Consider the following 22,452-nt stretch of genomic DNA (forward strand, 5'->3'; position numbering starts at 1 on the left):
CGCCCGCGCCCGCGAACTCCCGCAGCATTCGTCACCACGCTGCCCCGCCTGCTCCTGTCCGCGCGGTCGCCGTGACGCACGGCGAGCGGACCCTCCACGCCGAGGGCAGAGGCCACCTGGGCGACGGAACCCCGGTCACCGCAACCACCCCCGTGCCGGTGGCGTCCCTGGGCAAGTCCATGACCGCGCTGGTCGTCGTGCGGCTGGCCGAGCGGGGCCGGATCGACCTCGACGCCCCCGTGCGCGACCAGCTCCCGGAGTTCACCACCGCCGACCCCCGGTCGGCGCGGCGGCCCCTCGTTCACCACCACGACCACCCCGGCCACGACGGCGACCTGGCCACCGCGACCGCCTACCAGGTCCTCCTCCCGGCCACCGGCCACGGCGTGGCGGTGACCGCCAACACCGCGCCCCGCCACGGCGACGCGCAGGCCCCGGTGACCCTCCTGGACGGCGGAACCCCGGAGATCCCCACCGACCCGCAGTTCGCGGTGGACGCGGTCCTCCTGGCCCTGACCCCGCTCCCGGCGGCCCTGGCCGCCCGCCGCACCCGCCGCCCCGTCAACCCCTCATCACTCCGGCGGGTGAAAGCAACCGGAAGCCCGTGGACGCCCCGCCCGTTCTCGCTAGCTTCGCGGGTGATTCGGACCGCGTCGCAGAACGGGGGACACCGTGGTGGACAACCCGCTGGTAGCCGCACCCCGGAGCGACACGACGGCGGTGACCGGGATCGGGATCGCCGAGTCGTCGGTGGACCTGGCGAACGGTATCGCGGACGGGAACTGGGTCGAGGCCGGGCTCGGGGGTGCTGGGGTCGGGCTGGAAGTGCTGTCGATGGTGATCGACCCGGTGGGGACGGTCGCCTCGTACGGCGTTGGGTGGCTGATGGAGCACGTGCAGCCGCTCAAGGAGGCCCTGGACTGGTTGGCGGGGGATCCGCCGGTGATCCGCTCGTTCAGCGAGACCTGGGGCAACGTCGCGGCCGAGGTGAGGGCGGTGGCCGAGGAGCTGGGCGGGCAGGACGCGCCGGGTTGGGAGGGCGCCGCGGCCCAGGCGTTCCGGGGTGCGAACGCCGAGACGGCCGACGCGATCGCCGGGGCGGGGGTGCTCGCGGAGGGCGTGGGCATCGGCGTGATGGTGATGGGCGAGGTGGTCGCGGCGGTCCGGGAGTTGGTCCGTGACCTGGTGGCCGAGCTGGTGGGCAGGCTGATCTCCTGGGCCCTGGAGGCGGTGGCGACCCTGGGCCTGGCCACGCCGGTGATCGTCGCGCAGGCCACCACGGCCATCTCGCGGATGTGCTCGCGGATCGCGGACCTGGTGCGCAAGCTGGTCAGGACGATCTCGAACGTCGCGCCGCGCATCCGCTCGGTGGTCGACAAGCTGGGCGAGATCATGCAGAAGCTCGGCCGACTCGGCCGCCGCGCCGACACCCCGTCGGGCCCGGACACCCCGAACCTCGCGGGCGGCAGGCCCGCGACCCCCGACGCGCCGTCGGGCACGACCAGCCCGTCGGGCACGACCAGCCCGTCCGGCACGACCAGCCCGTCAGGGACGACCAGCCCGTCCGGCACACCTGCGCCGTCGAGCACGACCACGCCGTCCGGGACGAGTTCCCCAGACCCGGCCCCGACCGGCACGTCCCCCGGCGGGACCACCACGACCAGCGGCGCCGCGCCGAGCCCGGCGAGACCGGACAGCGCGACACCGGACAGCACGAGCCCCAGCGCGCGCGACCAGGCAGGCGCCGACCCCAAGGCCTCCGCGCGCCCGACGAGCGGTCGACCCACCTGCGGTGACCCCGTCGACGTCGTCTCCGGCCAGGTCCTCCTGCCGCAGACCGACGTCGCCCTCGGCGGCGCGCTCCCGCTGCTGCTCACGCGCACCCACCTGTCCGGCCACCGCGCGGGCGCCCGGTTCGGCACGTCGTGGGCCTCCACCCTGGACCAGCGGCTCGAGGTGGACGAGGAGGGCGTCTGCTTCGTCACCGAGGACGGCATGGTCCTGCTCTACCCGCACCCCGGCGCGACGCCCGTCCTCCCGGTGGAGGGACCGCGCTGGCCCCTGTCCAGCACCGGCGACGGGGGCTACGAGGTGGTCGACGCGGAGGCGGGGCTCACCCGGCGCTTCACCCCGAGCGCGGGCGGGCCGCTGCCCCTCGGCTCCATCACCGACCTCAACGGCAACCGCGTCACCGTCGACCACGACGTCGACGGCGTCCCGACCGACGTCCGCCACTCCGGCGGCTACCACGTGTCGGTGCGCTCGACCGGCGGCCTGGTGACCTCGCTCGTGCTCGCCGGTCCCGAGGACATCACCCTCATCAGGTACGGCTACGACGCCGAGCGCAGGCTCACCGAGGTGGTGAACTCCTCGGGCGCCGCCCTGCGCTTCTCCTACGACGACGACCAGCGCGTCGTCGGCTGGCAGGACCGCAACGGCATGTGGTACCGCTACGGCTACGACGACCGGGGGCGCTGCGTCCTCAACGAGGGCGCGGACGACTACCTCTCCGGGACGTTCGCCTACCTCGACGGCCGCACGGTCTACACCGACGCGCTGGGCAACCGGACCGAGTTCCACCTCAACCGCGCCCACCAGGTCGTCCGGGAGGTCGACGCGGGCGGTGGCGTCGTGGTGTCCGAGTGGGACCGCCACGACCGGCTGCTCTCCCGGACCGACCAGCTCGGCCGCACCACCACCCACCGCTACGACGAGGACGGCAACCTGGTCGCGCTCGTCCGCCCGGACGGCCGGGAGTCGACCGCGACCTACGACGCGGGCCGGATGCCGCTCGTGGTCGAGGACGTGGACGGCGCGGTGTGGCGGCGCGAGTACGACCCCAGGGGCAACCTCCTCGCGGTCACCGACCCCTCGGGCGCGCGCACCCGGTTCGACCGGGACGAGCGCGGCAACGCCGTGGCGATCACCGGCCCGCTCGGCGAGGTCCGCCGGATCGACTACGACCTCGCGGGCCTGCCCGTCGCGATCACCGACGCGGAGGGCGGTCGCACCGGCTACCGGCGCGACCGGTTCGGCCGCGTGCGCGAGGTGACCGACCCGCTCGGCTCGACCACCACCCTCGGCTGGACGGTCGAGGGCAGGCTCGCCTCCCGCACCCTCCCCGACGGCTCGGTGGAGCGGTGGCGGTACGACGGCGAGGGCAACCCGGTCGAGCACGTCGACGCGGCGGGCGCCGTCTCCCGCACCGGGTACACCGGGTTCGACCAGCCCGCCTGGCACGTCGGCCCGGACGGCGCGCGGCTGGAGTTCGGCTACGACCCCAACCTGCGCCTGACCTCCGTGGTCAACGCGCGGGGGCAGGCGTGGACCTACCGCTACGGCCCGACCGGGGCGCTGGTGGTGGAGACGGACTTCGACGGCCGGTCCACGACCTACGTCCACGACGCCACCGGGCAGCTGACCGCCAAGGTCAACGGCGCGGGGGAGCGGATCGCCTACGAGCACGACGAGCTGGGCAGGCTGCGCGCCAAGCGCACGCCCCACGGCGACACCACCTACGACCACGACCCGGCGGGGCGGCTGATCAGGGCGGTCAGCCGCGACGCGGACGTGCTGGTCGAGCGCGACCTGCTCGGCCGGATCGTCGCAGAGACGGTCAACGGGCGCACCCTGCGCTCGGAGCACGACGCGTCGGGCAACCGCGTCCGCAGGGTGACCCCGACCGGCGCGGTCAGCGAGTGGGAGCACGACGGGACGGGCAGGGCCACGGCGCTGCTGGCGGGCGGCAGGCGAACCGCGTTCGGGTACGACGCCGCCGGGCGGGAGGTCCAGCGCCTGGTCGGCGACTCGACCCGCCTCGGCCAGGTGTGGGACGCCAACCACCGGCTGCTGGCCCAGGACCTCACCGCGCGCGGCGCGCGCGTGCAGCGCAGGGACTACCGGTACCGCGCCGACGGCAACCTGCTCGCGGTCGACGACCTCCTGGCGGGGCCGCGCCGGTACGAGCTGGACCCGGCGGGGCGGGTGACCTCGGTGCTCGGCAGCGGCTGGAGCGAGGGCTACGCGTACGACCGGGCGGGCGAGCTGACCTGGGCGACCGGGCCGGGCGAGACCTCGGGCGCGCGGTCGTACGCGGGCACGCTGATCCGGCGGGCGGGCGACGTCCACTTCGAGCACGACGCGCAGGGCCGGGTGGTCGTCCGGGCGCACCGCACGCTGTCCGGGCGGGAGCGGACCTGGCGGTACGGCTGGGACGCCGAGGACCGGATGGTGTCCGCGACGACCCCGGACGGCGCCCGGTGGGCGTACCGCTACGACGGGCTCGGCAGGCGGGTGGCGAAGGAGCGGCTCGACGCGGGCGGCGCCGTCGTGGAACGGGTCGACTTCGTCTGGGACGGCCTGGTCCTCGTCGAGCAGATCACCGCCGGGACCGCGCTGACCTGGGACTACGAGCCCGGTTCGCACCGCCCCCTCACCCAGGTCGAGCGGGTGCTGGCCGCGCCGCAGGAGTGGGTCGACGCCCGGTTCCACGCGGTGGTGTCGGACGTGGTGGGGATGCCCTCGGAGCTGCTCGACGACGCGGGCGCGCTGGTGTGGCGCTCGCAGCGGACCCTGTGGGGCGCCGTCCTGGCGGAGCTGGCTGGCGGCCCGGACTGCCCGCTGCGGTTCGCGGGCCAGTACCACGACCGGGAAACGGGCCTGTTCTACAACGTCCACCGCTACTACGACCCGGAGACCGCGCGCTACAGCTCCCCTGACCCGCTGGGCCTGCTGGCGGGCCCGAACCCGCACGCCTACGTCGTGAACCCGCTCAGGCTGACCGACCCGCTGGGGCTGAGCGGCTGCGAGCGGGCGCGGAAGATCGCCGACCGGGTCGTCGAGCGGGCCCAGCAGGGGAGGGTGCGCGAGGCGTCCAACTACCACGGCAGGCTGTCGCGGGAGCGGGAGCTGGAGATCCTGTCCAACCCGGACGGCGTGTACCACTCCACCGGCAGCGGCGGACGGCTGATCTTCCGCCAGGGCGACGACATCCTGATCACCGAGGGGCCGGGCAGCAGCGCGGGCCAGCTGGTCACCAGCTACGGCCCGTCCGGCCCGAGGGGCGAGAGCGGCGCGTCCATCTTCGGCGGCGCCCCGTCCGACCCAGGGTTGCCGGTGACCCATGACATGATCGTCGAGGGCAGGATCCCGGTCCCCGGCGGTGGCACGCTCCCCGCCGCGGTCCAGGTGCTGCCGCGTCCGTAGGAGGCACGAGGTGGACTTCGAGGTCGCGCGGGGCGAGCCCCTGCCGCACGTGCCGAGGCTGGTGCTGGACACCCGCGCGGTGCTGGTCGGCCCGTACGGAAGCGCGGTTGAGCACGAGCGGCACGTGCTGGACACGGCCGGGGCGGGCGGTTGGCCGGACACCGAGGACGACGAGTACCGCTTCGACCGCGACACCGGGACCCTGGTCAGCGCCCTGCTCCACATCCCGGACGCGCAAACGTCGGCCCTCCCCTGGCACATCCCGCCGGGCGAGCCAGCCGCACTCCGCACCCAGGCAGCCCAGCCCCGCCCTCCCGCCCCGACCCACTGGCTGTCCCCTGACACGTCAACCCTGGTGTGCGCCTACGCGAGCCACCCCGCTCCTCTTCCCCCGCTTCACCGCGTGGACACCGCCCCCGACTTCGCCCTGCTGCTCCTCCCGGACAACACCCTGTCCGGCTGGCTCCTGGCCCACCCGGACCGCCACGTGACCACGGCGTGGGAGCAGGCGACCCCCGAACTCCCCGACGAGCCCTTCCGCGCCGCGTTCACCACCTACTTCAGCCTCACCACCCCGGAGGCTGTCGAGGCCCTGGAGGACGGCGCCCCGAACGTCCTGTCCCAGCTGTCAGAACTACGCGACACGATCCCCCTGTCCGAGGGCGTCCACTCCCGCAGAGCGGCTCTCCACCACGCGGTCGAGGGCTTGCTGGACTTCTACGGCTGACCCGGGTCATGACAACACGCGAGGACCTGCACGCCCTCCTGACGACCCCGGACCTGCCGCACCCCGAGCGAACGCGGCGCGTCCGAGCGCTGACCGACGTCGAGGACCACATCACCCAGACGCCGTCGATGACCCCAATCCTGTGCAAGGCCCTGAGCCTGAGATCCCGCGCCGCGCCGAACGAGGACATCCTGCAGGTGCTGGCCGAGATCAAGGCCCCGACATCGCTGCCCTGCCTGCGTGAGGCGCTCCACTGGCAGCCGGAGTGGGACGAGTTCGACCAGGTGGGCGTGAAGGCGCTGTGGGCGATCAACGCGGTGAACACCGCCGAGGCGCGACGGTTGGTGGCAGGGGCGGCGGAACGCGGCCCGGAGGCGGTCCGCGACTGGGCCCGCCGCAAGCTGGACCAGCACCCGGCAGAGTGACCGGCCCGGCCGGACCGGACCGGGGGGTTGATCAGGTGGCGAAGTACGGCCTGTCCCGCGCGCCGAACCCGTGCTCGATCCGCAGCCGGATGGACGGGTGGATGTCGAGCGCGGCCAGCTCGTCGCGCCCGATCCAGCACACCTCGCTGGACTCGCCGCTGGTGCGCAGCTCACCGCCCACCAACGTGGCCCGGAAGCAGATCGAGAACTCCTGGCGGACCTCGCCGTCGGTGTAGGAGACGACGTGGGCGGGGTCCGAGTAGACGCCGATGACGTCCACAGGCTCGACGTCGACGCCGGTCTCCTCCTTGACCTCGCGCACCACGGTGCGACCAATGGTCTCGCCCACGTCCTGCGCCCCGCCGGGGATGGAATACAGCCCGTTGTCGGTTCGCCGGATCATCAACAGCCTGCCCTGCTGATCCTGGACGAAGGCCGTCACCGCCACGACGATGCGGGTCGCCTCGGGGGCGTTCGGGTCGTCGTAGTGGTCAGTGCGCGCCATAGCCGCCTGCCTACCACTCGGGGCAAACCCCAGTCCAAGCCCCCGGAAATAGATCAAGCCCCGACCGCGTTACCGCAGGTCAGAGCTTGATTCACCCGGCGAAAGGTGAGTGCCCCCGGCGGGAGTACCAAAGGATGGGAACAGGGCTGACCAGCGGTTTTGTTCTGGCAGCCTGGTAGTGGAGTCATCGTTCGGCCTATCTATGCCCGAGTAGCACCCGTTCGGGGCGGGCTCTGGCCCGTCCCCGCATGGGGTGTTGGGGTATGAGTTCCAGTGATGCGCCTGGGAAACCACCGCAGTCATCTCGATGTCGAGGATGTGATCCCTCGCTGGGACGTGAGTCCAGCGTGGCCTCAGTAAAACGTCTGGGATGCCCAGCCACACGACGGGTCCGGGACGTTGCCCAACCTGAAGTTGAGGCGATGGCATGGCGTGAGCCTCGATCGCCCAGCTCATGCCGTGCCGTCGCGTCACATCCCGGAGCCGTGCGGATCGATCCGCTGCCTGGAGTGATGATGCGGGAGGGCGGTGTGTCCACGGTTAGCGGATCATTTGGCGAGCAGCCTCAGAGCCTCCGAATCAACTGGACGACGCCGCAGCGCGATCACCCATCGCTGAGCTGTGCCGGAGACGGTGACGTGGCCAAGGGCCATGCCGCGGCCAGCGGCCGCGACGGACATGTCGGTGATCTCGCACCGCCCTCTTCCCCAACCACTGACGACATCCGCGACTGGTGCCCCCGCCCTAGGCGCAGTACAGTCTCACGTCCGGCGTATTCGCCGTGCACGTCGTTGCCGATTGGCGTTATTCCATTCGGCGTCGCTGCAATATTCGGAACGTACGTACGGCTTGGTAAATGAAGCGTCGAATCAAGGCTTGCTCAAGTGACGTGTCGCCTCCGCGCTGATGTGCGCTACGTTCTGGCGCAGATTCTCCTGCGAGAAAGGAAGAGACTTCTTCGAGTCTGGTGCCGACTGTCCGCCCAGAGGCGACGCTGAGCACAGGAACTCCTGAGTTCGGTGTGCTAGCCAACGAGTGACGTGCGGCTGGCGCGCCACCTGAAATTGGCATTTAGTCCTGTGCTGCAACGTGCGCGGATTCGGCCGCCTTCGGCGGCGGTCGGAGCGTGAGCAGGGGGATCAGTGGAGTTCGGATTGCTGGGGCCGTTGGCCATTTCGCACGAGGGAAGCCCGATCACCCTGACGAAGGCGGTGCCGCGCGCGACACTGGCCGTGTTGCTGCTGCACCACGGGCACCCCGTAGCGGTCGAGCGGATCATCGACGTCGTGTGGTCGGAGGCCGATGGACCGCCACTGACCGCCAGGAGCATGGTGCAACGCAGCGTGAACTCTCTGCGGGAGCTGTTCAAGGTTGATCCCGAGACCACCCTGCGCACGCGCCCCGGCGGCTACGAGCTGACCTGCCGCGAGGGGGCGCTTGACCTGCGGCGTTTCGAGGACCTGGTCGACCAGGCTGACGGGTGCGGGTCGCTGCGGGAGATGGCCGCGGTACTGCGTGAGGCGCTGCGGCTGTGGCGAGGGGATCCGCTGTCCGATGTCACCAACCGCGGGCTCGAGTCGTTCAAGACGGGCCTGACCGAGCGGCGCCTCACCGTAGTCGAACGTTGCATCGAGCTCGAACTGCAGCTAGGCCGCCATCAGGAGATCGTCGCCGAGCTGCAGTCGTGGACCGACACGCATCCGTTCCGGGAGAGCTTGCTGGCGCTTCTGATGCTCGCGCTGCATCGCGGCGGTCGCACTACCGACGCGTTGGCCGCTTACGCGGACTTCCGCGCGCGGCTGGCTGAGGAGGTGGGGACCGATCCCGGCACTGCGGTCCGCATGTTGCACGAGCGGATCCTCAACAACGACCACACGCTCGCCGCGCCGGTGCAACGAGGCGTCGACACGGCGATACCCCAAACGGCGACCGACCATGCCGACACGCCTTCACAGCCTGCCTGGGTAGTCCCTCGTCAGCTTCCGGCGGGGCCGCGCTGGCTGGTGGGCCGAGACGAGCAACTGGCCCAACTCGGTCAGGCGCTCGCGGCCCGCGAGACTGGTCAGATGGCGGGCGCGGGCACTCCGGTCGTCGTCGTCGTCGACGGGATGGCGGGGATCGGTAAGACCGCTCTCGCGCTGACGTTCGCCCACCAGGTCAGCGACCGGTTCCCGGATGGGCAGCTGTATCTGAACCTGCGCGGGTTCGGCCCGGCTGGCACACCGATGGCCGCCGGTGAGGCCGTTCGCACATGTCTGGACGCGCTCGCGGTCGCGGTCGACGACATTCCGACGTCGCTACAGGCACAAGCCGGGCTGTACCGCAGTCTTATCGCGAACCGGCGGATGCTGGTCGTGCTCGACAACGCCGCTGACGCCGAGCAAGTACGACCGCTGCTGCCCGCCAGCCCCGCCAGCATGGTGATCATCACGAGTCGGCGGCGCTTGGAGAGTCTGGTGGCCACCGACGGTGCCATCCCGCTCGCGCTCGAGGTTCTCAACGCCGCTCAGGCGTATGCCTTGCTCGAGGCGGGTGTGGGTGCGGCACGGCTGGCCGCCGAGCCCGACGAAGTCGACGAGCTGATTGCGCGGTGTGCGGGGCTGCCGCTGGCGCTGCGGATCGTGCTGGCACGAGCGCTGACGCGGCCGGGGTTCGCCCTGGCCGCTCTGGTGTCCACGCTGCGCGCGGCGCAGGACCGGCTCGGCTCGTTCGACGGCGGAGACCCGGTAACGAACCTGCGCGTGGTGTTTTCCTGGTCCTACCGCGATCTGCCCGCCGACACCGCCTGGGTCTTCCGCAGCCTTGCGGTGCATCCCGGGCCGGAGATGTCGGAGTCGTCGATCGCGAGCACGTCAGGCCTGTCCCGCCCCGCCACGCGCGCGGCGCTGGCCGAACTCGTGCAGCTGCACCTACTACAGGAACGCGCCCTAGGCCGGTTCAGCCTGCACGACCTCATCCGCCTCTACGCCGTGGATCACCTGCACGGCGACGGCGACGAGGTGATCGGCCGCGCACGGCAGCGCCTGGCCGACCACTACCTGCACTCGGCACATCGCGCGGCGATGCTGCTGTATCCGAGCCGGGACCCGATCACGATCGCGGCACCACTGCCAGGGGTCTGCCTCGACGAATTCGCCGGCGAACTTGAGGCTCGTGCCTGGTTCGGCACGGAGCATGCGGTACTGCTCGCTGTGCTGCACGACGCCGCCCGGCACGGCCTGCACGCCCACGCCTGGCAGATCCCGTGGTCGATGGTGGACTACCTCGACTGGGGCGGGCACTGGCGCGACTACATCGCAACCCAGCAGATCGCGCTGGACGCCTCAGCTGCACTCGGCGACCTCAACGGCCAGATCCGCGCGCATCGAGGCCTGGGACGTGCGCACTTGCGGCTCGGCGACATCGAGACCGCCCGAGGATTCCTGACCCGCTCGCTGCAGCTGTCGCGGCAGAGCAACGACCCGCTGGGTGAGGCGCAAACCCACCTGATCCTGGCGTGGATGCACGAGCAGGACGGTGATTTCCGTTCAGCGTTGGGTCACGCCGAGCAGGCCCTGGAGGGGATGCGCGCGGGGCATGACGGCAGGGGAGTAGCCAACGCGCTCAACACAGTGGGCTGGTACCACACCCTGCTCGGCCAGCACAGCACGGCGCTGCGGTACTGCGGGCAGGCATTGGAGCAGCACGAGCAGCTCGACGACCCGCAAGGCCACGCCGACACCTGGGACAGCCTCGGCCACGCCCATCGCGGCCTGCAGGACCTGCCACAGGCGATTACCTGCTACACCCGTGCCGTCGAGTTGTATCGCACGATCCAGCACGGCTACGACGAAGCCACCACTCAGGCAAGCCTGGCCGAGACGCTGCTGCTGTCCGGTGACAAGGACCGTGCCCGGGCCACCTGGGAACATGCGCTCACCCTGCTGGCCCCGCTGGACCCGGACGAGGCCGACGCCATCCGCTCACGCTTGACGGCCCTGTAAACCGACCCTGCGTGTCTGGCGAGCTCACTCAGCCGATCAGCGCCGGATCATCGGTCGATCAGCGGTCTTCACCAGGCTCAACATGCCCGAACAACGACGGGGGCACACCGGCTCCCGCCACCCTCGGGCCCGCGGCCAGCGCGCCGCGCGAACGCTGCCTGGAGGACAGACATGAACACGCTGTACCGACTCATCACCGCCACCGCCACCGGCATCGGGCTGGCGGTGCTGGCCGGCGCCTCGGCGACCGCCACCGCCGCTACCCCGGCCGACGGACCCGCCGCGCCGACTACCACCTCGGCGGCCGCGCAGTTCGAGATGGCCCTGGCGCCGTCGCAGACGAGGCAGCTGCCCGCCGGCCTGGCCGTCCCCGACGCCACGGTGACCGCCGAGGGCATCGGCGTGCTGGCGCAGGGCGGCTTCGACCGCGACCACTGGTGGATCAAGATCAGCAAGGCGGAGGTGATCGCGATCGGCGCCAACGCCGTGTGCCGCGCGGTGTTCCGTACCGCGGGAGGCGTCGTGTGCCCGCCGATCGTCGCGGCGGTCAACTGGCTGGTCGCGCAGTTCCCGAACGCGGGCGGCTTCTGGGCCGAGCTCTACACCAACGGCCGCGTGCGCGCGGGCACCTGGTAACCGGCTTTGCCTGGGTGGCGTCTCAACCAGCACTGGTGAGACGCCACGCTGCCACCGCCCCAGGCTGATTACATGTTAATTCACAATTAGATTCCCGTCGGCCAAGAATGCCCATGTCAGTAAGACTGAACAATAAAAGTAAGGAAAGCCGAACCAAAGAATCTTGCCGCTGAAAGATGAAGTCTTTTATGACTGGCGACTCGATCAGAATACTCGGCGGTAACCCTAAATGTTGCCCAAGCCCTCGAAGAACGCGTGGCGGAGACCGGAAATATGCATGATGATCGCCTCAAGTCGATCACTCCTGGGGAGAATGGAACGGTCGCTGATGGACGGAACAAACGTGTTCGGCGATGACGTGCCCGAACTCATCGATCCGCGCCTACTCGGCGCAGACGACGAGGACCGAACATTGCGCGCGGGCGCGACCTACGTGCCGGGCCGATACCAGGACGGCCGCACGGACATCGTCGACGTGGAGGTCGTGCCGACCAACGACGGGCACAACGTGATCCTGGCCTACTCGTCGCTGCCACGCCTGGTCGAGTGCATGGGCGAGCAGCAGCCGTGGGTGGAGCTGCCCGCGACCATCGACCCCGCCTCGTTGCAGCTGGGCACGGGCGCCGACATGGTGCTGTGGGATCAGGAACTGCCCCAGGAGCTGCGCCGCGAGGACGGTGCACATGGACAGCGGTAAGTTCCGCGTCGACCTCGACGAGCTGCGCCCGATCGGGCGGTTATTGGCCGACGCCCAGCAGGACCTGCGCGAGCAGTGCGAACGCATGCCCCATCAGGTCACCGACGCCGGGAGGTCGACCGCGGCGCTCGACGCCGCCCTGGTAGCCCTGCTCGGCGGCGCCGCCGAGCTCCTCAGCAGCCTGGGCAGCGCTCACGACTCGCTGAGCGGCACCTACGAGGAGTACCGCGACACCGAGGACCGCAACGTGATCGGACAGCAGCGGCTGGCCGGCCTCGACGCGCTGTTCACCCCCACCCGACACCCGTGGGCCGGCAACACCGCCGGTCACCCCTCGACGGAGCACCCGTGATCGCACCAATCAGTGGCCCGCAGATGCCACTGCCCCAGCCGCCCCGGCCGATCATGGGCGGACACACCCTGGCGACCAGGGTGGACGGCGACATCAGGCAGCTCTGGGACAAGATCGCCTGGCTGACTGGGGTGGCCTTCGAGATCGCGCGAGTGCAGGACACCCTGCACGCCGCCCGCGCGGCCTCACTACAAGCCTGGGACGGCCGGGCCGCCGACCGCGCCCGCGACAAGCTCGGCCGCGACGGCGCCACCGCAGGGGATCTCGCCGCCGCGGCGCGGCGCGTAGTGCAGGCGCTCACGGTCTTCGTCTACGAACTCGAGGCAGTCGTCGAGTCCATGGCGCAGGCGCGCGACCTGGCCCGCTCGGCCGGCTACCGGCTCACCGCCGACACTATCCAGTTCCCGCTGCCGATTGTGGATCCCGCGGCTACCGGTCCCGGCCGGACCATCACAGCGCTGGTCACCGCGGCCCGGCGCAAGGAAGCCGCGGCGCACCAGGCAATACAAACCGACGTGGCCAAGGAGAAGACCTTCTTCGAGGCTTTCCTCACCCCGACACGGATGCTCGGGGTGGCCCGGGGCGTGTTCACCACCTCGATGGTCACCTATCTGGCCAAGCCCGCGCCCGCCGTGGGCCAGTTCACTGCGGCCGAGCTCACCGCGCGCCTCAACACCGCGGTGGCCTTCGCCGACAACACAACCGGCGGGCTGCGCCACACCGCGCTCAGCCAGGCATTCGATCTGGCGCCGCGCATCCCCGCTGCCGAGCTCAACGCACCACTCACGCTCGGCCCCGCAAGGCTGGTCGGCAATGACATGCCGTACGCCAAGGCTGTCCTCAAGCCGCTGCACGTGCCCGGCGGTGTCCTGGGCCTCGCCGGGACCGGCCTGTCGATCATGCACGGCACGCCGCCGACCACAGCGGCGGCCGCAGGGGCGGGCGGCTGGGCGGCCGGCGCTGCCGCCAGCGGCCTCACCGAGGTGCTCCTCACGGCTGCGACAGCCGCACGATTTGGAGCCCTGGCCGCCGGACCGATCGGCTGGGCCGCCTTCGTAGTCGGGACCGCGGTCAGCGCGGGCGTGGGCTACGCCATCGAGCACCACTGGAGCGACTGACAGCCCAATGGGCGTGCAGGCCGCGAGGACCTGTCGACGACCACGAAGGCGGCCCTTGGCCACCCACGCCGCAGGGGCGCGGAGGCTGATCACGTGGCGTGGAGATTCGGACATCGTCTCTGATCTCCACGCCATGATCACGGCCACACAGAACAAAACAGCGTCGTCTGAGAAGCCAGGGGGCGGGCAGAGGTCACCTGTCGAGTTGGCTTCTGAGGCAGCGTCACCGGGCGGGGGCGGCACCGAGCGGAGCAGATTACCGGCGCCGTGCCCGCGACTGATCAGACCGATGCCCGGCAGGCGGCCTGCCGGCGGGCTTCACGGCCAGCTCAAGGAGGAGATCATCAAAAGAAGTTCTTCAGGCGTCGCCATCGGATTGCTCCTGACGACGCTGGTGGCCTGTGGCTCGAGTACAGACGAGAAGGCGGCGTCTCAGAGTGGCGGCCGCAGTCATGCGTGCGAGAGGTTGTCGTCTGGCGACGCCAATCTCGGCAAGCTCAGCGATGCGATGAACGAGCTCGCCGACCCGGACTCGACTGAAGCGGCGCGAAGCAGGTTGCGCGGACGGCGGAAGGCCTTCGAGGCATGGCCAGGAGCGCTGATCTTGAAGGGGCCAACGATGCTACAACTTGGGCTCTCGGGTCGTTCAGCTTCGGGTGACGGTGTCGGGGTACCTCGCGGTGGTAATGGTGTGGACCCGTGGGCCTCCGCCTTCGTCTTGCAGGTCCTCACGGTGAAGACGGCTCCGGCGTGAAGCTCTCTGTGATGTCGTGGTCAATGCCGTGTTCGCACGGGCTGACGGCGTGAAGAGTGACGCGGCTGCTGGTCATGTCTCGATCTCCCAACTCACGGACAGGCCGTGGCTCTCCAGGTCGAAGTCCGCGATGCGGTGCACGCGGCGACAGCTGCCCTCTGGGCAGGCCCAGCCGCTCCCGAAGCCGACGTTGACACGCTCGACGTCGTGGAGCCGGGGGCACAGCGGCTGGCGAATAGCGATCCCGTGCTGTCGCTCGATCGGATAGGATCCGTGTTGGCAGCAGCGCCTGCCGGTTCCGAGTGTTGGCCGCCCACGTGGGCCGACGCTGCGAGGACAAGGTTCTCTGAATCGCGCAGCGTGACACCCCCGATGTTGGTCATGGACACCGACGCGGGCGGGACGTGGGACGCGCCGCGGCAGGGAGTGTTCGATGACCGAGAACCGCGCAGCCAAGCGTGAGATCCGGGAGTTGCAGCAGATCACGGGCCTTTCCTACACCGAGATCACGCGGTTGAAGCGCGTGTTCGACGAAGTGCTGGAACGGGAACCGCATCTCAACCTGAACGGGTTCGGACTGTCATGGTTTGGCACTCAGACTTTGGCGGAACGGCGGGAACAGGCCCGTGCCTGGCGGGATGAGTTGCGGCGATCGGCAGCCGATGTGATCGAGGTGTGCCAGTGGCTGCGAGAGAACATCCGGCCGATCAAAACGCCGCAGCAGCGCAGCTACGGGTTGAAGCACCTGGTGGAACAGAACATCGGCAAGTACGTGTCCAACGGTGAACTGATCGCCGCGGCGCTCATGGCCGGCTACCCCATGGGACCGATTGACGGTCCCAACACGGTGTTCGGAATGAGCCAGCGGGATGTGAACCGCCTCCGCGCCGGCGCCCGCTGATAGAAGACCGGACACCATCGCCAGCCTGATGGTCCACGAGGGGCGGTTCAAGTTGTGCCCTTCTGCTCAGGCTGGCGATGAGTCCGGGCTGAAGACCAGACAGCCGACCGCGACTTCAGGACATCGAGGTCAGCAGGACGCGCAGCGCCCTCAGGCCTTATCGCGTTGCACAGCATCACCGCGAGTTCAGCGCTGCCGTCGCCGGGGGTGCCATCGGGCCAGCAGCAGGCGCCTCGGCGCGCACGTTCGGGCAGCGCCGCAGCACCTGCAACGCGGTGTTGCGCGGCCGGACCCGTCGAGGCTGCCACACCACCCGCACGCTCACTTCCACAGAGTGCCGTCAGGCTTCAAGGCCTCTGGGTTTGAAGCCTGACGCCGCCGAGATCGCAATAGCGTGGGAGATCATGGCCGACATTCGGGCGCGTCTCGACGCCGCCGGTGAATCGTTCTGCTATGCCCACACCTTCCACTCGTTGCTGAACGACTGCCAGGGGTGCCGTCCGGAGTCGTGGCGGTCGATCAACTGTGCGACGCCTTCAGCCCACATCGGGAGGTCTGCCATCTCGAGTAGTAGCCGCCGCTGCATCTCAGCCCAGCGCAGCTCGATGGTTCGAGTGCCGCGGTGCGCGCGGAGCACGACCTCGTCCGGCTGGACGGTTTCCTGATCGCGAGAAAGCACCCACTCCGAAGCGAGGCCGACATCGTCCAGTGAGCCCTTTTCATCCTGGGCTGGATGCGTTGCCGTGTAGTGCTTCTTGCTGATCACAGGTTGATGAGCATCGGCGTGGCTCCGCCCGGACATGGCGAAGCCCCTGGTAGCAGAGCTATCGACCAAGAAAGTTCTGCACCGCCAGGGGCTTCACGTGCTGTTCTACCGTGCCGCGCTGCCGTTGTCACATCAGACCCTGACCTTCGTGTCCGGGCTGGTCCGCGCCCACCGCAAGCAGCTCGGATCGGTGTGGCGCAAGCTCAACCCAGGACAACAAGCCCTGCTGGTGCTGGTGTACCTGCGCAAAGGCGAGACCTTCGCCGATCTCGCCGCCGGGTTCGCGGTCTCGACCTCCACCTGCTGGCGCTATGTCAACGAGACCGTCGAACTGCTCGCCCAGCGGTCCCCGAAGCTCCGAGAAGCGCTGCGCAAGGCGAAACGCCAGGGCATGGCCCACGTGGTGATCGACGGCACGCTCATCCCGATCGACCGGATCGCCGCCGACCGCCCCTTCTACTCCGGCAAGCACAAGATCCATGGAGTGAACCTGCAGGTGATCGCGTCCCCGGACGGCACGATCCTGTGGGTGTCCGGCGACTTGCCCGGCAGCACCCACGACACCGCCGCCGCCCGGATCTGGAACATCCTCGCCGCCCTGCGCCACGCCGGGCTGATCGCCCTGGGCGACAAGGGCTACCACGCCTACGACCCGACCGACCGCCACGTGATCACCCCTTACAAGGGCCGCAACAAACCTGAATCACAGAAGGACGCCAACCGCGCCCATGCCCGCCTGCGCGGCCCCGGCGAACGCGCCAACGCCCAGCTCAAGACCTGGCGCATCCTCCGCAAACTCCGCTGCTGCCCCCGCCGCGCCGGCCGACTGGCCAAAGCCATCCACGTCCTACAGAACTACGAGGCCACCACAGGATGAAAAAGGCTCAGTGCGTCCAGCAACGGCTCGCTGGACATCGTGACGGAATACATAGCGTAGTCGGTGATCAGGCGCGCGCACATTGAGCCTTTTCCAACCTCATCCGGCGTTGAGGTGGAGTGTGAGGACGGCTCTGGTCAGGTTGGTGATGTGGGTGGTGGAGCAGCGGAGTCTGCGCAGTAGCCGCCAGGTCTTGAGGGTGGAGACGGCGCGTTCACCCGGGGCGCGGATACGGGCGTGGGAGCGGTTGACCGCCTGCTGCCCCGGTGACAAGTTGTGCCACTTGCCTCGGTAGGGGACGCGGACCGGGCCGCCGGCGCCCCGGTAGGCCTTGTCCGCCCAGCACGGGATGTCCGCTGCGGCCAGGGCGTCGACGATGCCGTGAATGCGAGCCGCGGTCAGATCGTGGACCGAGCCCGGCAGCGCGGGCGAGACCCGGAGCAGTCGCCCGGCCGGATCGGCGAGGACCTGGACGTTCATGCCGTGCCGCTTGTGCTTCCCGGAGTAGTACGGCCGGTCGGCGGCGACGCGGTCGATGAGTAACAGGGTGCCGTCGAGGATGACGTAGGCCTTGCGTGAGGCGACTTTCGCCGCGTCGGCCAGGTCCGGTGCCAGTGCGGCCAGGAGTTCGACCGCTTCGTGGATGTAGCGGCAGACGGTGGCCAGACCGACGCCGAATCCGACGGCCAGTCGTGTGTAGGTGTCGCCGCAGCGCAGGTGCGCCAGGACCAGCAGGGCTTGGCGGCCGGGGTCGAGCCTGCGCCACCTGCTGCCGATCCGGCGCCGGTGCGTGGTCAGTTCCCGTGCCAGGAACTGAAGGTGTGAACTGGACAGGTCGATCGCGGATGGGTAGACAAGCACACGAAGCTCCTGGCGATGGCCTTGCTCTTGGTCGAGAAGTCATCTACCAGGAGCTTCGCCACGTCTCCAGCACGACCGCAGCCCCACCACGCCAGGTTGGAAAGGGCTCAGTGAAGGTGATAGCGGATAGATCGACCACGGAGGCATCGTTGGCGAGCGCGCCACGAGGTCATCGCTTCGCGCCCAGACGAGGTGCCCGACATCAAGGATACGAGCCCGTTTCACGGCTTGGAGGTGCTCGGCGGCCGTCCGGTCGATGAATTCACGTTCTGACCACAAGTCGTAACCGCGCACGATGTCGCTCGCTACCAACGCACGACCGCCGGGAACCTTCATCCCCTGGACGCCACGGTCGCGCGCGAGGTCGAAGGCTGTGCCCAGCAGGTTGAGGTGCGTCTTGTACGGGATGTCGAGCGGCACCAGTCGGCCAGGCAGATCGCCGGGCAACTGCCCGCCGGAGCGGATCGCTTCCTCGGCCATCCGCTGGCGGCGCGCTTGCCGGGAAACAATGCGGTTGGGATCGGATTTGATCTCATGCAGGTATGCCTCGTACTCGTTGCCGATCTCCTTGAACGAGGTGGCGTCCCCGATGGTCAGGCACGATGTGAGGTCGTGCAGTAGGACGAACCGCCCTTCGTCACGCCACCAGTCGATCACGAACGCGCGTTCGGCGGCCAAGCCCTTCTTGCCAGCCATCGGCCCAGGATGCTGATTGCGGGAGAGCGCGATGATGACTCGCCGGTCGTAGCTGAACACGCGCCAGGCCAGACCATCAGCTACCGACCGCAGCTGACGGTCGACCCGCTCGCAGACATCCGCCTCAAGGTCCCAGGTCTCTGGGCTGGTTGCCGGGTCTGCGGACCTCAGCTCGGGGGCGTCGGCCGGCACGGCCTTGCCCTGCCGGAGCAGCTTTGCGACGCGTCGACACGCTGCCCGATGTTCCTGAACCTCCAGCACTCGCGCCAACAGGTCCTGCTGGAAGTCGTAGAAGTCCTCGGCACTCCGACATTGCCGCAGCGCGGTGATCAGGCGCTCCAGGGTGCTGACCCCTTCCTGATGAATCGGGTGTCTGAAGATCTGATTCGCTCGCTCGAGCGGCATCTCGTTGAGCAGCGGCATCAACGCAGCCTCTCACGACATCGCCGAGCGTCAGATCAATCAGCCGGGCCTACCACTCGCCAGATCGGCTGAGACGTCTCTGAACAGGGAGATTGGCTGCGCCACACACAGCCAATCCTGGTTGGTGATTCAGCAGCTCGGTAATACCGACCGGTGAGTAGCGATAGGGGTGACGGGTGGGCCAGCAGTCTCCCGGAACCAGCTCATCCCACTCTTGATCTGTAGCGCCAGCAGCCGCCGGCGCACGTCCTCGCCGTCGACAACCTCGGCATGCGCGTCAATGCCGTAGTCCTCAGTCGGCTGCTCGCGGAACGGCCAACCCAGTTCGTCCTGAATGGCCGACTGGGTGTGGGGCACTCCCTCACTCGCGGTAGGCGGTGGAGGCATCGGAGGCCAGTCGGGACCGGTTCGGCCCAGGGTGCGTGGGCGGCCAGGCGGAGGGCTCGCTGGCCTCAGGTTGGCATGTCAGCTCTCTGCCTCCACCAGTCGCTCCAGAACCGGGGCGGATTGCCGTAGAGGTACAAGGACTTGGTGGGATGACGATGGTACGAGTTGGATGGCATCATCCGTGCGGCGGGGACGATCTATGATCTCGTACTGGTGAGCGCGCCAAGCCGGTGCTTGGTCCTGTTGGCCAGGTGATAAGCACGCCAGCCTGGGTGTTGGCGTGGCGATATGTCGGCGTCGCGGTAGGTTCGGTTGTGCCACGCGAGTCGGTCGCGGTGGTCGGGATGCTGTTCGGATCTCAGCGAGCATCGTTGGACTGATCAGGAGGATGCGGAGATCATCTTCGACTGGTATCAGGTGCAGATTGTCGACGGCTTGACATACAACGGCGCGACGCGGCTGAAGAAGCGCAGCATGTTGCCGAACGCGGCGGGCATCTACATCTGGACTCTGCAGCTTGGCCATCATTTGACGCGCGCCGAGATGAGCGCCGATTTGATGGTGGAAGCTATTTCGGCGCCGTTCAAGCAGGTTCGAGAGAATCGGTTCGATAGCGGAAAGCTCGGCCACTACAGACGGGTCCAGTTATACGACGAACCTGCCTCTCTCTCGCCGTCGTCGATGGCCCGGCTGGCCGCGCTTCTGGATGGCGGTTCTGCGGAGCTGTCGTGGTCGCTCATGTGCGCGACTCTGTTTCAGAGGCCGTTGTACGTCGGTAAGGCACTGAACTTCCGCGATCGGCTTCCCTGTCACTTCGGTTACAAGTCCAAGTTTTCGAGGCTGTTGCGTGAGCACGGAATGTCCGTGAATGACTGTGCCGTTGTGTTGTGCCCGGTGACGATCGACGGACTTGCTGCGGATGAAGACGACGACCGCGACGATCTGACCGACTCCGTTGAGGGCGTCCCGCCTCTGATGGAGGACGGTGACGATCTTGAGCCCGAGGAGTACGTACCGCCGGGCAAGGCGGAGTTGAATAACGTGATTCAATTCGCTGAGTCCTTGGTCATCCGCACCAGCCATCCGCTGTTTAACGAGAGAATGGACTGACATGACCGCGCTGAGCAAGTTCGGCGGGGCCGCCGCGCCCGCTTGGACGAGCGACTTTCAGTTTGTGCGCGGCGAGTACGCTATTGGCGGCGAGCAAGTGCCGTACTTCTGCACCACTATGAAGGTGGAGGAAGCGCGGAAGTACCTGAATCTCGCTCGGGAGCTCGCCGTTGATCCGGCTGACCCAATCAACATCGAGGAGTTGATGCAACGCGACATCGACTCTGATCGTGCGAACTCCGAGATCGCCGAGTATCTGAAGCAACCGGCGCGGATCAAGTTCTTCAACTCCTTGACGATCGTTCTTGTCCCGGTGGAAAAGGACGGCCGGTCGAAGAAGGCGTTCGACGAGAACGTTCCACTCCCTCAAGACCTGGTCACTGAGGATTTCGACGTGATCCAGGCCGGTCCCGTGGTGGCGAGGCTGCTCACGGGGACCAACGTCGGCTACCTGCGCTGGCAGCCCGAGCACGTTCGGGCGATTATCATCGACGGGCAGCACCGGTTCATGGCGCTCAACGCCGTGCATGATGAGCAGCCGACGACGCTCAAGCCGCATGTCACGAGCATCCCGGTGCTCATACTGGTGCTGGATTCGCGAGCAGGGTTCGTGCCGCCAGCGGGCGGGCCCTCGGAGATCACGACCGCGAGCAGGTCGATCTTCACCGATCTGAACAAGCACGCCGTAAAGGTGACGCCCGAGCGGGAGTATCTGCTGGACGACCGTAGCGTCACCGCTGTGTGTATGAGGGCGCTGATCACCCCAGGCCTGCGCAGCGAGGAGCTGCCTTCGACGGCGAGCTGGCCAGCGCAGATTCCCCTGGCGGCGGTGGATTGGGTGCGGACTAACCGGTCGAAGTTCGACGATGGCTTTTCCATTACGACGCTGCAGGTGCTGCATCAGCTGGTCGACGATGTTGTCGACAGCCGGAAGCCATCGGCCAGCACTGACTACGAGGCGATGAAGGCCTGGACAGACCAGCTCACGGCGCGGCTGGAGTTGGAGGCCGTGCCGGGTTGGAGCGTTGACGCTCTGGATACTCGGCTGAAGACAGACGAGCTGGAGGAAGCTCCGTTCGCTCTGTTGAACTCCGAAGTCAAGGCCGCTGCCCTGGGTTTTCGTGACAGTGTCGGAAAGGTGATTACGGCAGTGCTGCTCGCAGGGCTTCCGTACGCGGAGCTGCTGAGCAGGTACCGGGAGGTGGGCCTACTCGGGGGCACTCAGGAACTGTGGCTGGGCCAGGGCACCGAAGGCCGCAACGCCTACAAGGCGGCGTATGCAGAGGATCCTTCTCCGGCGGCATCCCAGATCGCGGCCGAGGTCAAGGGACGTTATCGCCTGGCATACCAGGTGGTCTTTCAGCGCGGGTTCGTGCTGGCGGCGCGTGAGATCGACAGCAACCGAGCTGTCCTCGCGCCACTGTGGAATGTAGACAGTGGCAGCCGTGAGGACCTGCTAGCGGCGTGGATTCTCCGATTCAACAATCTTGCCCGTCAAACGTTGACCAGAGAGGGACTGTGGACGGGCGCCGCGGTGAACTCCGACGGGACCATCGACTACACCCAGGTGTCGAAGACCGCGATCATGGGTTTGGTAGTGCTCGCCACCACCATGGGTCTACCTGTGGGTGAGTCAGGCGGCGCGGAGCAGTCGAACGACGACATCAGGGCGATGCTGCGGCCAAGTTCGTCCGGTGACGCGGTGTTGCTAGCCGCTGATCCTTTTGCGCTCGCCGAGGCAAATGAGATCCATGTCGCGGGTGCACGCCGATGGCTTCAGGCGCTCGCACTCGGCTCACGCAGGCAGGACGGCACCGCGCCGTTGCTCCGCGCTGCCGCCTCGGCCTACAGGAAAGGTGTGCGGCGGTATGTGCTTGGTCTGAGCAAGGTGGATGGCCGGGTACTGACCAAGGAGTCGCTGGAGAAGATGATCAAAATTCACGGTGCCCGACGACTGGCCCACTTCGCCGAGCTACTTGCACCCGCTGCTGACTCCGTCCCCATTGCCGAGTCATAGACCCGAGCCGCT

Annotated in this window: 19 protein-coding genes and 1 pseudogene; 13 read left to right on the top strand and 7 right to left on the bottom strand. The window is 68.5% G+C overall.

Annotation, left to right across the window (positions count from 1 at the left end):
- Positions 1-71: 71 nt before the first annotated feature.
- Positions 72-263, top strand: a pseudogene (locus tag AMIR_RS41440) (serine hydrolase); the annotation flags it as partial.
- 89 nt (positions 264-352) lie between these two features.
- Here the strand turns inward: AMIR_RS41440 and AMIR_RS02870 are convergent.
- Entirely contained in the window at positions 353-565 is a 213-nt protein-coding gene (locus AMIR_RS02870) for a hypothetical protein (protein WP_143760625.1), read from the bottom strand.
- A 110-nt stretch (positions 566-675) separates the two neighbouring features.
- Between AMIR_RS02870 and AMIR_RS02875 the strand changes: the two genes are divergently transcribed.
- From AMIR_RS02875 to AMIR_RS02885, 3 genes are read left to right on the top strand one after another with little or no spacing between them, the layout of a single operon-like run.
- On the top strand, positions 676-5,205 hold the full coding sequence (locus tag AMIR_RS02875; protein WP_012783201.1) for an RHS repeat-associated core domain-containing protein: 4,530 nt from the start codon (positions 676-678) through the stop codon (positions 5,203-5,205).
- A gap of 10 nt (positions 5,206-5,215) precedes the next feature.
- Complete coding sequence (locus AMIR_RS02880) at positions 5,216-5,932, top strand: hypothetical protein (RefSeq protein WP_012783202.1); 717 nt, start codon at positions 5,216-5,218, stop codon at positions 5,930-5,932.
- An 8-nt stretch (positions 5,933-5,940) separates the two neighbouring features.
- Positions 5,941-6,357, top strand: coding sequence for a hypothetical protein (locus tag AMIR_RS02885; RefSeq protein WP_012783203.1), 417 nt, complete (start codon positions 5,941-5,943; stop codon positions 6,355-6,357).
- 31 nt (positions 6,358-6,388) lie between these two features.
- On the opposite strand, the gene AMIR_RS02890 is transcribed toward AMIR_RS02885, so the two are convergent.
- Positions 6,389-6,862, bottom strand: coding sequence for an NUDIX hydrolase (locus tag AMIR_RS02890; RefSeq protein ID WP_012783204.1), 474 nt, complete (start codon positions 6,860-6,862; stop codon positions 6,389-6,391).
- Positions 6,863-8,004: 1,142 nt separating this feature from the next.
- Between AMIR_RS02890 and AMIR_RS02895 the strand changes: the two genes are divergently transcribed.
- The 6 genes from AMIR_RS02895 (at position 8,005) to AMIR_RS02920 (ending at position 15,303) form a co-directional block, all read left to right on the top strand.
- The gene (locus tag AMIR_RS02895; protein WP_012783205.1) at positions 8,005-10,845 is read left to right on the top strand and encodes an AfsR/SARP family transcriptional regulator; all 2,841 of its coding nucleotides are present in this window, start codon (positions 8,005-8,007) and stop codon (positions 10,843-10,845) included.
- 171 nt (positions 10,846-11,016) lie between these two features.
- The gene (locus tag AMIR_RS02900; RefSeq protein ID WP_012783206.1) at positions 11,017-11,481 is read left to right on the top strand and encodes a hypothetical protein; all 465 of its coding nucleotides are present in this window, start codon (positions 11,017-11,019) and stop codon (positions 11,479-11,481) included.
- 328 nt (positions 11,482-11,809) lie between these two features.
- Positions 11,810-12,178 carry an SAV_915 family protein gene (locus AMIR_RS35260; protein WP_012783207.1) on the top strand — a complete coding sequence of 123 codons (369 nt, stop codon included), beginning with the start codon at positions 11,810-11,812 and terminating at the stop codon, positions 12,176-12,178.
- On the top strand, positions 12,165-12,530 hold the full coding sequence (locus AMIR_RS02910) for a hypothetical protein (RefSeq protein WP_012783208.1): 366 nt from the start codon (positions 12,165-12,167) through the stop codon (positions 12,528-12,530). Before AMIR_RS35260 ends, AMIR_RS02910 begins: the two co-directional genes overlap by 14 nt.
- An 80-nt stretch (positions 12,531-12,610) precedes the next feature.
- Entirely contained in the window at positions 12,611-13,648 is a 1,038-nt protein-coding gene (locus AMIR_RS02915; protein WP_143760626.1) for a hypothetical protein, read from the top strand.
- A gap of 1,187 nt (positions 13,649-14,835) precedes the next feature.
- Positions 14,836-15,303 (top strand): hypothetical protein, encoded by a 468-nt coding sequence (locus tag AMIR_RS02920; protein ID WP_012783210.1) that lies wholly within the window; start codon positions 14,836-14,838, stop codon positions 15,301-15,303.
- A gap of 175 nt (positions 15,304-15,478) precedes the next feature.
- Here the strand turns inward: AMIR_RS02920 and AMIR_RS39925 are convergent, their stop codons facing one another.
- Both AMIR_RS39925 and AMIR_RS02925 read right to left on the bottom strand, forming a co-directional pair.
- A complete protein-coding gene (locus tag AMIR_RS39925; protein WP_187313478.1) occupies positions 15,479-15,628 on the bottom strand; it encodes a hypothetical protein in 150 nt (49 codons plus the stop codon).
- A 126-nt stretch (positions 15,629-15,754) separates the two neighbouring features.
- Positions 15,755-16,069, bottom strand: coding sequence for a hypothetical protein (locus AMIR_RS02925; protein WP_041836540.1), 315 nt, complete (start codon positions 16,067-16,069; stop codon positions 15,755-15,757).
- A gap of 97 nt (positions 16,070-16,166) precedes the next feature.
- Here AMIR_RS02925 and AMIR_RS02930 point away from each other — a divergent pair, with 97 nt between their 5' ends.
- On the top strand, positions 16,167-16,946 hold the full coding sequence (locus tag AMIR_RS02930; RefSeq protein ID WP_041836501.1) for an IS5-like element ISAmi2 family transposase: 780 nt from the start codon (positions 16,167-16,169) through the stop codon (positions 16,944-16,946).
- Positions 16,947-17,045: 99 nt separating this feature from the next.
- Here AMIR_RS02930 and AMIR_RS02935 read toward each other — a convergent pair whose 3' ends face one another.
- The 3 genes from AMIR_RS02935 to AMIR_RS43130 all read right to left on the bottom strand — a co-directional run bounded on the left by AMIR_RS02935 (position 17,046) and on the right by AMIR_RS43130 (position 19,313).
- Entirely contained in the window at positions 17,046-17,807 is a 762-nt protein-coding gene (locus tag AMIR_RS02935; protein ID WP_012783212.1) for an IS5/IS1182 family transposase, read from the bottom strand.
- A 39-nt stretch (positions 17,808-17,846) separates the two neighbouring features.
- Positions 17,847-18,926 carry a hypothetical protein gene (locus AMIR_RS02940; RefSeq protein ID WP_012783213.1) on the bottom strand — a complete coding sequence of 360 codons (1,080 nt, stop codon included), beginning with the start codon at positions 18,924-18,926 and terminating at the stop codon, positions 17,847-17,849.
- Positions 18,927-19,055: 129 nt separating this feature from the next.
- The gene (locus AMIR_RS43130) at positions 19,056-19,313 is read right to left on the bottom strand and encodes a DUF4365 domain-containing protein (RefSeq protein ID WP_425358847.1); all 258 of its coding nucleotides are present in this window, start codon (positions 19,311-19,313) and stop codon (positions 19,056-19,058) included.
- Positions 19,314-19,730: 417 nt separating this feature from the next.
- Between AMIR_RS43130 and AMIR_RS02950 the strand changes: the two genes are divergently transcribed.
- Positions 19,731-20,423: a hypothetical protein gene (locus AMIR_RS02950; protein ID WP_012783214.1), complete on the top strand. Its 693-nt coding sequence runs from the start codon at positions 19,731-19,733 to the stop codon at positions 20,421-20,423.
- Position 20,424: 1 nt separating this feature from the next.
- Positions 20,425-22,440 carry a DNA sulfur modification protein DndB gene (locus AMIR_RS02955; RefSeq protein WP_012783215.1) on the top strand — a complete coding sequence of 672 codons (2,016 nt, stop codon included), beginning with the start codon at positions 20,425-20,427 and terminating at the stop codon, positions 22,438-22,440.
- Positions 22,441-22,452 lie beyond the last annotated feature (12 nt).

This window comes from Actinosynnema mirum DSM 43827 (genome assembly GCF_000023245.1).
In the GTDB taxonomy this organism is placed as follows: Bacteria; Actinomycetota; Actinomycetes; order Mycobacteriales; family Pseudonocardiaceae; genus Actinosynnema; species Actinosynnema mirum.